Origin of the sequence: Streptomyces fulvoviolaceus (genome assembly GCF_000718165.1) — a bacterium.
Lineage (GTDB): Bacteria > Actinomycetota > Actinomycetes > Streptomycetales > Streptomycetaceae > Streptomyces > Streptomyces fulvoviolaceus.
This window is the reverse complement of the sequence record NZ_JOEY01000009.1, coordinates 208,227-217,744: the sequence shown is the minus strand read 5'-3', so window position 1 is coordinate 217,744 and position 9,518 is coordinate 208,227. Positions and strand designations below refer to the sequence as shown.

Here is a 9,518-nt window from a genome sequence, read left to right as displayed (position 1 = left end):
CCGTCCGGCGTTTGAGGACGAGGCCCCTTCAGGGCCGAAAAGGGGGGTCTGGGGGCGCAGCCCCCAGGGACGGGAATGGGAAGGGGCGGCGGGGGCGAGTCAGGTGGACGCGCACCCCCCCCGCAACCGTCACCGCCCCGGCAACATCAACCCCAACGCCCCCTCCCGCACCGTCCACGTCCGCCTCCGCACCGGCCCGCACACCCCCGCATCCGCCCGATACCGAAAATCCGCGCCGACCACGGTCACCGTCTTCCCCGAGGCCCGCAGCGGCGACGCCTCCGCGCCCACCGACGCCGGCCGCACCTCGACCTCGGCCAGGCCCGACTCGCCCGGAGTCACCGACACCGCCTCCACGGGCTGGTCCAGATCCACCAGCGTCACTCCGTCGACCTCCACCCGGAGACGGGAGGGCCCGGCGACCGGCGGCACGGGCTCCCGGGCGGGCCGCGCCGGCACCAGCGTGCGTACGAGGGACTGGTACGTCCGCAGCCAGGGACGGCCGTGCGCCTCCTCCGTCGCAGCCACCGGCACCGGAACCGGCGGAATCCGCAACGCGCCCAGCACCACCCCGTCGCTGTCGTCCACCAGCATGTCCAGCCGCCGCTCGACCCCGTCGAGGACGGCCCGCGCGGCCGCCACCGCCCCCGTGGGGAGGCCCAGGGAGCGCGCCACCGACAGGGCGGCCCCCACCGGCACCACCGACAGCACGCATCCGGCCAGCTCCCGCTGCCGGTGCAGCAGGGCCACCGTGCGCATCAGCGCGCGGTCGTCGCCGACGAGCACCGGTCGCCGCGAGCCCCGCCGGGCCAGGACCCGGGCGAACTCCTCCGGCCCCTCCGGCATGCACACTTTGACCCCGGCACCCGCGCTGAGCACGTCTTTCGCGATCCGGACGGACTCGCCGTCCGTCTGAAGGGCGACCGGATCGATGACCACCAGCAGGTGATCGGAAGTCGCGAAAGTCGCCACCTCGGCCATGCCTCGCTTCCTCGGGTAGCATCTTTGTGCAAGAGCCCCTTGCGCTATTGCGCCAGGGGCTTCGTCTATTCCGGGGCATCCGGTCCGACGGGTTGCGGCCAACGAAGGCCGCCGGTGTACGAGGCACGTGCCGTGTCGCGTACGCCCCTGACCTTGGACATGCCCCGCCCGGAAGGGGTGTACGCGCGTGCCCGCACTTGTGCTGCTCGGTGCTCAGTGGGGTGACGAAGGCAAGGGAAAGGCGACCGACCTGCTCGGTGGCTCGGTGGACTATGTGGTGCGCTACCAAGGCGGCAACAACGCCGGCCACACGGTAGTCGTGGGCGATCAGAAGTACGCCCTCCACCTCCTCCCTTCCGGAATCCTGTCGCCGGGGTGTACCCCGGTCATCGGTAACGGAGTCGTCATCGATCCCTCGGTCCTGTTCTCCGAGCTGAACGGACTGAACGAACGCGGCGTCGACACGTCCAAGCTCCTCATCAGCGGAAACGCGCACATCATCACGCCTTACAACGTGACGGTGGACAAGGTGACGGAACGCTTCCTCGGGAAGAGGAAGATCGGGACGACCGGCCGCGGTATCGGTCCGACCTATGCCGACAAGATCAACCGCGTCGGCATCCGCATCCAGGACCTGTACGACGAGTCGATCCTGGAGCAGAAGGTCGAGGCGGCGCTGGACGGCAAGAACCAGCTCCTCACCAAGGTCTTCAACCGCCGCGCCATCGAGGTGGGCCAGGTCGTCGAGGAGCTGCTGAGTTACGCGGACCGGCTCAAGCCGTACGTCGCCGACACGGTCCTGGTGCTCAACCAGGCCCTGGAGGACGACAAGGTCGTGCTGTTCGAGGGCGGCCAGGGCACGCTCCTCGACATCGACCACGGCACGTATCCCTTCGTGACGTCCAGCAACCCGACCGCCGGTGGTGCCTGCACCGGTGCGGGCGTCGGACCCACGAAGATCAGCCGGGTCATCGGCATCCTCAAGGCCTACACGACCCGGGTCGGCTCGGGTCCCTTCCCGACCGAGCTGCTCGACGCGGACGGCGAGGCGCTGCGCCGTATCGGCGGCGAGCGGGGTGTGACGACGGGCCGTGACCGTCGCTGCGGCTGGTTCGACGCGGTGATCGCGCGGTACGCGACCCGGGTCAACGGCCTGACGGACTTCTTCCTCACCAAGCTCGACGTCCTCACCGGCTGGGAGGAGATCCCGGTCTGCGTGGCGTACGAGATCGACGGCAAGCGTGTCGAGGAACTCCCGTACTCCCAGACCGACTTCCACCACGCGAAGCCGATCTACGAGAACCTCCCGGGCTGGTCCGAGGACATCACCAAGGCGAAGTCCTTCTCCGACCTTCCGAAGAACGCCCAGGACTACGTGAAGGCGCTCGAGGAGATGTCCGGCGCACCGATCTCCGCGATCGGTGTCGGCCCGGGCCGGGACGAGACGATCGAGATCAACTCGTTCCTGTAGAGAGAGTTCTGTGGAGCAGGATCCCTGCTGGTGCAGGGCCAGAAGCGGCGGCCGTCCTCATCACGATGACGGTCGCCGCTTCAACTCCAGCGTGGTGACCTCCGCGTTGGAGTGCCGGGTGAGCGTCGCGGAATCGCCGCCGCCCTCGACGTCGTAGAGATACGACACCTTCGCGGACCGGCAGGCCGGGTCCGACTCCTCCGCGATCACGTGCGCGCCGGTCGTCGCGAGCGTCGTCGGCCGTACGTCCAGGAGCGCGGCCTCCCACTCGCAGTGCCGCCCGTTCCCGTCGTCGACGCCCTGCACGGCGAGGGTGCCCGCGGTGCCCGGGCGGACGGTGACCTGGAGGCTGCCGCGGGTGTCGTACCAGTCGCCGAGGAAGGCCTCGGGGACCGCGACGGACGCGGCCGAGACCCGGTCCACCTGGACGGAGGTCATGGGCTTCTGCTCCCACATGATCCCGCCGTTGCCGGGGTCCGACACCAGCTTCATGGTGGCGGGCAGGCCGCAGTCGTACGTCGTCCCGGAGCTGGCGCCCGGTCCGGTCCGCCGTACGTCGAACCCGCCGAGCACCAGCGTGTCCTTCGACCGGGACTGCACGGTCGCGCGGCCCGAGCAGACCGTGTCGCTCGTGGCCGAGACGACCGTGGCGCCGTCCTCGCCCGCCCGGGCGCCGGGCAGGACGTCGAGCCGGATGCTCAAGAGGTCGCTGTCCTCGTCCAGGCCCGTCTGCCAGGCGCCGGCGAAGGTCTTGGAGCCCGGCACCTCGTCGCTCGCCGCGACCCCGACGCCGAGGTGGTCCTCCAGAGCGCGGGGTCCGACCGTCAGCCACAGCACGGCGAACACCGGCACCACGGCGGTCGCCGCCCAACGTCCGGCCCGTTTTGCTCTCATGATCCGGGATCATGCCAGGAAATTGACCTGGACATGGTCTGTTCCTGGTTCCCGGCGCACGGGTGTGCGACCAGCATCTACGCGTGTAGTCCCCGCATGGCTCACCCCGGCTCACCCCTCATCCCGTTCTCGCAGGAGACCGCATGCCCGTCAGTCCCATGAACCGCAGGCAGTTCGTGAAGAAGTCGGCCGTCACCGGTGCGGCCGTCGCCGCCGCGGGGAGCGTCGCGGCAGGCCCCGCCCAGGCCGCCGACCGCAAGCCCGAAAAGGCCCCCCGAACCTGGTCGTTCTCCATCCTCGGCACCACCGACCTGCACAGCCACGTCTTCGACTGGGACTACTACACCGACGCGGCCTACAAGGACAGCAAGGGCAACTCCGTCGGCGTCGCCCGTGTCGCCACGCTCGTCAAGCAGCAGCGCGAGGCCAAGGGCGCCGGCCGCGTCCTGCTCGTCGACGCCGGCGACATCATCCAGGGCACGTCACTGGCGTACTACTACGCGCGCGTGGACCCGATCACCGGCGACGACGCTCCCGAGCACCCGATGGCCGTCGCCATGAACCACATGCGCTACGACGCCGCCGCCCTCGGCAACCACGAGTTCAACTACGGCATCGACGTGCTGAGGAAGTTCGAGCAGCAGTGTCACTTCCCGCTGCTCGGCGCCAACGCGCTCGACGCGAAGACGCTCCGGCCCGCCTTCGCCCCGTACACCGTGAAGCGGATCTGTGTGCCGGGCGCCCCCGACATCAAGGTCGGCATCCTCGGCCTGACCAATCCCGGCATCGCGCTGTGGGACAAGGACAACGTCAGCGGCAAGATGGTCTTCCCGGGCCTGGTCGAGCAGGCCAAGAAGTACGTGCCCCGCCTCCGCGCGCTCGGCTGCGACGTCGTCTTCCTGACCGACCACTCGGGGCTGGACGGGAGTTCGTCGTACGGCGACGAGCTGCCCTACGTCGAGAACGCCTCGAACCTCGTCGCCGAGCAGGTCCCCGGCATCGACGCGATCCTCGTCGGTCACACCCACGTCGAGGTGCCGTCGTACACCGTGACCAACGAGGAGACCGGCGAGGACGTCCTGCTCTCCGAGCCGTACTGCTGGGGCTACCGCCTCACCGTCTTCGACTTCGAGCTCGAACTCCACCACGGCCGGTGGAAGGTGACGAGCAAGAAGGCCCAGACCCTCAACCCGAACACGGTGGACGAGGACCCCGAGATCACCGAACTCCTCCAGGCGGACCACGAGTTGGTGGTGAAGTACGTCAACACCGCCGTCGGCACCTGCACCGAGGACCTCTCGGGCGCGGAGGCCTGCTGGAAGGACGTACCGATCATGGACTTCATCCACGAGGTCCAGATGAAGACGGTCGCGGCCGGCCTGTCCACCTCGGACGCCGCCCTCCCGCTGATCTCGGTGGCGGCCCCCTTCAGCCGCACCGCCGACATCCCGGCCGGTGACGTCACCATCCGGGACGTCGCCGGGCTCTACATCTACGACAACACCCTGTACGGCAAGAAGCTCACCGGCGCCCAGCTGAAGGACTACCTGGAGTACGCGGCGAAGTACTACGCCAAGGTCCCGAGCGGCACCAAGGTCGACACCGCGACCCTCACCAACGCCAACAGCTTCTGGGACTACATGTACGACACCGCCGCGGGCGTCTCGTACGACATCGACATCGCCCAGGCGGAGGGGGCGAGGATCAAGAACCTCGCCTACGACGGCACTGCCGTCACCGACGACCAGGTCTTCGTCGTCGCCGTCAACAACTACCGGGCCAACGGCGGTTCGGGCTACCCGCACATCGCGGACGCGGACATCGCCTACAGCTCGACCAACGAGATCCGCCAGCTGATGATCGACTACGTGACGGCCAAGGGGACGCTGAACCCGGCGGACTTCGCCGCCACCAACTGGAAGCTGACGCAGGACGGGACGGCGGTGTTCTGAGGCTCAGCGAAGGCATCCGTACGACCTGCTGGTGTAGTACCTGCCCGGCAACGCCGGGTAGGTGACCACCTCGTCGGCGGGTTCCTGGCACCAGACGGAGTTGGAGTTGCTGCCGACACCCAGGAAGTCCGTCTGCCCCTGCAACCAGACCGTGTCGCCCTCCCCCATGACGTACACCGCCCCGCAGGAGCCGTATCGGTGTGGTCGGCTCCTGTGTCGGGGACGGCGAGGGCGTGCCAGGCTCCTCATGCGCCCACCGGTGTTGGGGCCGTCAGCAACGTGATTTCCGGCGGCTGCCAGGACAAGGTCGTTCAGGCAGGGGTAGCCGAATCGCCTTCAGGGCGATTCGGCGTCTCGCCCAGGGTGACGGCGCGTCGTACGACGGCGATCAGCCAGGAGTTCAGGGAGCGGTCGTCGGCATCGGCCGCGGCCCGGGCCTGTTCGTGCAGATCGTCGGGGAGTCTCAGGTTCACATGCTTCATGGGACCATTCTTGAGCTAGAATGGTCCCATGGCAAGGTTTCGCATGTACCCGACGCCGCAGCAGGAGCAGACGATGCTCCTGCACTGCGCGCACGCCCGGTACGTGTGGAACCTGGCGGTCGAGCAGCATGCGCACTGGCAGCCCGGACGGAAGTCGGCACCGGGGTTCGCCGAGCAGTGCCGCCAGCTCACCGAAGCCCGCCGTGAGAACGAGTGGCTGCGTGAAGGAAACGCCGACGTGCAGCAGCAGGCGCTCAAGGACTTCGCCAAGGCCAAGAACGCCCGGTTCAACTCGGGCTTCGGTGAGCCGACCTGGCGCAAGAAGTTCCGGCACGAGGGCTTCCGCGTCATCGGCACCGACCGGGTCGCGGAGTTCAACGACGACGGCACGCCCAAGGTCAACCCGACGACCGGCAAACAGGTCATGGGGCGTTCGGTGGTGGTGCACAAGCTGAACCGCCGGTGGGCGCAGGTCAAGGTGCCCGGCTGCGGCTGGGTGCGATTTCGCCTCACCCGCCCCGAACTGCCCGGGTCGAAGACGTTCCGGGTCACCTTCCGGAACGGGCAGTGGCATGCCGCATTCGCCGTCATCCCCGAGCCGGTCGACGCACCGGGCACCGGCGAGGTCATCGGTATCGACCGTGGCGTGACGATCACCGCCGCTCTGTCGGACGGGCGGAAGCTGAACTGTCCGCAGCTCACGGCCAGGGAGCGGGCCCAGATCCGCAAGCACCAGCGGTGTGCCGCCCGCGCTCCGAAGGGCAGCGCGCGGAAGACGGCCGAGTACGCCATGGTCGCCAGGTTCAAAGCCCGCGAGGCCAACCGGCGCAAGGACTGGTGCGAGAAGACATCGACCATGCTCGCCCGCACCTGTGACCTGGTGCGGTTCGAGAAGCTGAACATCAAGAACATGACCCGCTCGGCGAAGGGCACCGTTCAGGAGCCGGGCAGACAGGTGCGGCAGAAAGCCGGGCTGAACCGGGCGATCCTCGCCCAGGGCTGGGGCCTGCTCCGGCAGCGCACCGAGGACAAGGCCCCTGGGCGGGTCGAGGACGTGCCCGCCGCCTACACCAGCCTGCGGTGCAGTGCCTGCGGATGGATCGACAAGAACTCGCGCAAGAGCCAAGCCGAGTTCGTCTGTTCCTTCTGTGGTTTCACCTGCAACGCGGACAGCAACGCAGCAGTCAACGTCGCGGCAGGACAGGGCGGGATTCCCCGCCCCCGGCGCTCAGCCGGTGTCGGAGGGGTGACAACGGCCACCAGCCGTTCGAGCACCCGTGAACCTCAACTCAACTGGGTTGGAATCCCCCTCTTTTAAGAGGGGGAGGATGTCAATGAAGGGCGTTGGACATGAAGCGGCCGGGGCGCAGGAGCGTCCAGGCGAAGCCGCGGGCCGGGTCGGTCACCGCCGCCTCCGCCGTCGTCTGCCAGCGGGCGATCGGGTCGTCGCCCGTTCCGCCGTCCAGCGTGGACAGCTTCACCACCCGGCGGAGGCCCGCCCGCGCCGCCGCCGCGGCGAGCGCGAGGTCGTGGGTGGGCTCGGGGGCCGTGCCCACCGCCTGCGCCGACATCAGGAAGGCCCCGGACGTGCCAGCGAACGCCGCGTCGAGGCTCGCCGGGTCGGCGGCGTCGCCGTACACCGCCGCCACGCCGGCGGGGAGCCGTGCCTCGCCCGGGCGTCGGGTCATCGCCCGCACCGGCTCTCCGGCCGCCGCCAGTCGCCGTATCAGCTCGCCGCCCACATGGCCCGTCGCTCCGGTCACCAGGATCATCGCGGTCTCCCTTCGTCGATGACTCCAGCCTGCGCGCGGGGACCGCGACGGACGTCGCACCGGGGGAGGCTCCCTGTCTGCTCCCGCCGGAGTAGGCAGGGAGTAGGTAGGGAGAAATGCCACATACAGGCATATTCTGGTGATATCTGCGTGCGTCGATCAGGAGAAGGTGAGTGCGATGCGCGTTCTGTTCAGGGCACAACTCGACACGGAGAGGTCGAACGAGGCCATCCGGAACGGCACTTTGGCGAAGCTGATGCAGGCCTCCATGGAGCAGGTCAAGCCGGAGGCGGCCTATTTCACCGCCGACAACGGCCACCGCACCTGCTTCCTCGTCTTCGACATGCAGGACAGCTCCCAGATGCCGTCGATCGCCGAGCCGTTCTTCCTCGATCTGGGCGCCGACGTCTCGTACACGCCGGTCATGAACGCCGAGGACCTGCAGAAGGGGCTTGCCCAGCTGGGGCGCTGACCCTCAGCTGAAGATGATCATCGACCCCTGCGCCAGGCTCCGCGTCGCCGCCGCGTGCAGGCCGAGCCAGACGTGCCGTTCGCGGGCGAAGGGGCTGGGGTCGTACGGCGCGGGGACGGCCGGTTCCTCCAACTCCGTGGGCGCGAGCGGTGCTTCGGGGGGAGTCGGGGGGTTGGCCGGGTCGATGCCGATCACCGGGGCCACGAAGTCCAGCTCGCGCAGCAGGGCCTGGGACGAGCCCAACGGGCCGCCGCCCGCGAGGAGCTCGTCGTCGGCCAGCGGATGCGGGAAGTCCACCGGGACGTACGCGCCCGCGTGGTCGTAGTGCCAGACCAGGTGCGACTGCTGGGCCGTCGTCTCGAACATCTCCAGCAACTGCTCGTAGTCGCCGCCGAGTTCGTCGACGGGGGTGACCGGGAGACCGCACACCTGCAACAGATACGCGCGGCGCAGGAAGTGCAGCGCGTCGTAGTCGAACCCGGCCACCGGGGCGACCTCGCCGGACAGACCCGGCATGTACTGGTACACCGGCACCGGCGGCAACCCGGCCTCGGCGAGCACCTTGTTGTATTGCGCGAGTTCCTCGGCGAACGGGTTGTCCGGGGTGTGGCACAACACGTCGACGAGCGGCACCAGCCACAGGTCACAGGCCAAAGGTCAGCTCCTCGGATACGCGCGGTACGCGGACGTCGTCACACAGTGGTCAAGGAAGGGTAGCCGCCGTGGCGCCGAGGCGGATCCGGTCGTGCAGGTCCGGGTGCAGGACCCATACCCGGGCCCGCGCCCGTCACTCGGCGGCGAGGCGCTCGATGAGGGTCAGGTAGTGCCCGTTGTACGCGGCGAGGAGCGCGCGGGCGGCCACGGTGTCCCGTGCGGAGAGGGCGTCCACGATCTCGGTGTGCCCGGACCACAGCCGGCCGCGCAGATCGGTCAGCCGGTGCAGGTGCTGCACCGTGCACACCCAGGTCTGCACGCGTAGCCGGTGCAGGAAGTCGGCGAGGTAGGGGTTGCCGAACAGGGTGCTCAGCTCGCGCCAGAAGCGCAGGTCGTAGCCGATCAGGACGGTCAGGTCACCGGCGCCGGCGGCCCGCTGGGCCTCCTCGCCGCGCCGTCGTACGCCCGCTACGGCGGCTGCCGTACGGGGGTCGTCGGGCTCCTGGAAACCCTTGTGGCCGGTGTCGAGCGCGTGGAACATCCCGTCGGTGACCAGGCTGCGGGCCTCGAGCATGCCGCGGAAGTCGTCGAGCGAGTACTCGTGCACCCGGAAGCCGCGGTGCTGGTCGGCTTCGAGGAGCCCCTGCGCGGACAGGTCGACGAGTGCTTCGCGCACGGGGGTCGCGGAGACGCCGTACTGCTCGGCGATCTCCTTGACGGTGAACTCCTGCCCCGGCTGCAGCCGCCCGCCCAGCACCTCGTCCCGCAACGCGTCCGCGATCTGCTGCCGCAGAGTGCTGCGGGTCACGGCACCGGTACCGCTGCTGGCGGGCATGGTCG

The 9,518-nt window shown here is 69.2% G+C and carries 11 protein-coding genes; 4 read left to right on the top strand and 7 right to left on the bottom strand.

Going from position 1 to position 9,518, the window contains the following annotated elements; all coding sequences use genetic code 11:
- Nucleotides 1-129: 129 nt before the first annotated feature.
- Nucleotides 130-981: a diacylglycerol kinase catalytic domain-containing protein gene (locus tag IG08_RS0112120; RefSeq protein WP_030599972.1), complete on the bottom strand. Its 852-nt coding sequence runs from the start codon at nucleotides 979-981 to the stop codon at nucleotides 130-132.
- A gap of 187 nt (nucleotides 982-1,168) precedes the next feature.
- Between IG08_RS0112120 and IG08_RS0112115 the strand changes: the two genes are divergently transcribed.
- Entirely contained in the window at nucleotides 1,169-2,452 is a 1,284-nt protein-coding gene (locus IG08_RS0112115; protein WP_030599969.1) for an adenylosuccinate synthase, read from the top strand.
- Nucleotides 2,453-2,512: 60 nt separating this feature from the next.
- Here IG08_RS0112115 and IG08_RS0112110 read toward each other — a convergent pair whose 3' ends face one another.
- A complete protein-coding gene (locus IG08_RS0112110) occupies nucleotides 2,513-3,346 on the bottom strand; it encodes a hypothetical protein (RefSeq protein WP_158812216.1) in 834 nt (277 codons plus the stop codon).
- Nucleotides 3,347-3,489: 143 nt separating this feature from the next.
- Here IG08_RS0112110 and IG08_RS0112105 point away from each other — a divergent pair, with 143 nt between their 5' ends.
- Nucleotides 3,490-5,298 carry a bifunctional metallophosphatase/5'-nucleotidase gene (locus tag IG08_RS0112105; RefSeq protein WP_030599963.1) on the top strand — a complete coding sequence of 603 codons (1,809 nt, stop codon included), beginning with the start codon at nucleotides 3,490-3,492 and terminating at the stop codon, nucleotides 5,296-5,298.
- A 3-nt stretch (nucleotides 5,299-5,301) separates the two neighbouring features.
- Here the strand turns inward: IG08_RS0112105 and IG08_RS60060 are convergent, their stop codons facing one another.
- On the bottom strand, nucleotides 5,302-5,466 hold the full coding sequence (locus IG08_RS60060; protein ID WP_158812215.1) for a hypothetical protein: 165 nt from the start codon (nucleotides 5,464-5,466) through the stop codon (nucleotides 5,302-5,304).
- A gap of 143 nt (nucleotides 5,467-5,609) precedes the next feature.
- The gene (locus tag IG08_RS57000) at nucleotides 5,610-5,780 is read right to left on the bottom strand and encodes an Arc family DNA-binding protein (RefSeq protein ID WP_234342856.1); all 171 of its coding nucleotides are present in this window, start codon (nucleotides 5,778-5,780) and stop codon (nucleotides 5,610-5,612) included.
- Between the two features lie 28 nt (nucleotides 5,781-5,808).
- On the opposite strand from IG08_RS57000, the gene IG08_RS0112090 reads away from it, so the two are divergent.
- Nucleotides 5,809-7,098, top strand: coding sequence for an RNA-guided endonuclease InsQ/TnpB family protein (locus tag IG08_RS0112090; protein ID WP_030599962.1), 1,290 nt, complete (start codon nucleotides 5,809-5,811; stop codon nucleotides 7,096-7,098).
- Nucleotides 7,099-7,111: 13 nt separating this feature from the next.
- On the opposite strand, the gene IG08_RS0112085 is transcribed toward IG08_RS0112090, so the two are convergent.
- On the bottom strand, nucleotides 7,112-7,552 hold the full coding sequence (locus IG08_RS0112085) for an SDR family oxidoreductase (protein WP_030599960.1): 441 nt from the start codon (nucleotides 7,550-7,552) through the stop codon (nucleotides 7,112-7,114).
- 178 nt (nucleotides 7,553-7,730) lie between these two features.
- Between IG08_RS0112085 and IG08_RS0112080 the strand changes: the two genes are divergently transcribed.
- Nucleotides 7,731-8,024 (top strand): DUF3303 family protein, encoded by a 294-nt coding sequence (locus IG08_RS0112080; RefSeq protein ID WP_030599956.1) that lies wholly within the window; start codon nucleotides 7,731-7,733, stop codon nucleotides 8,022-8,024.
- A gap of 3 nt (nucleotides 8,025-8,027) precedes the next feature.
- Here IG08_RS0112080 and IG08_RS0112075 read toward each other — a convergent pair whose 3' ends face one another.
- Both IG08_RS0112075 and IG08_RS0112070 read right to left on the bottom strand, forming a co-directional pair.
- Nucleotides 8,028-8,678 carry a hypothetical protein gene (locus IG08_RS0112075; protein ID WP_030599955.1) on the bottom strand — a complete coding sequence of 217 codons (651 nt, stop codon included), beginning with the start codon at nucleotides 8,676-8,678 and terminating at the stop codon, nucleotides 8,028-8,030.
- Between the two features lie 133 nt (nucleotides 8,679-8,811).
- Nucleotides 8,812-9,513: a GntR family transcriptional regulator gene (locus IG08_RS0112070; protein ID WP_030599953.1), complete on the bottom strand. Its 702-nt coding sequence runs from the start codon at nucleotides 9,511-9,513 to the stop codon at nucleotides 8,812-8,814.
- Between the last annotated feature and the right edge of the window lie 5 nt (nucleotides 9,514-9,518).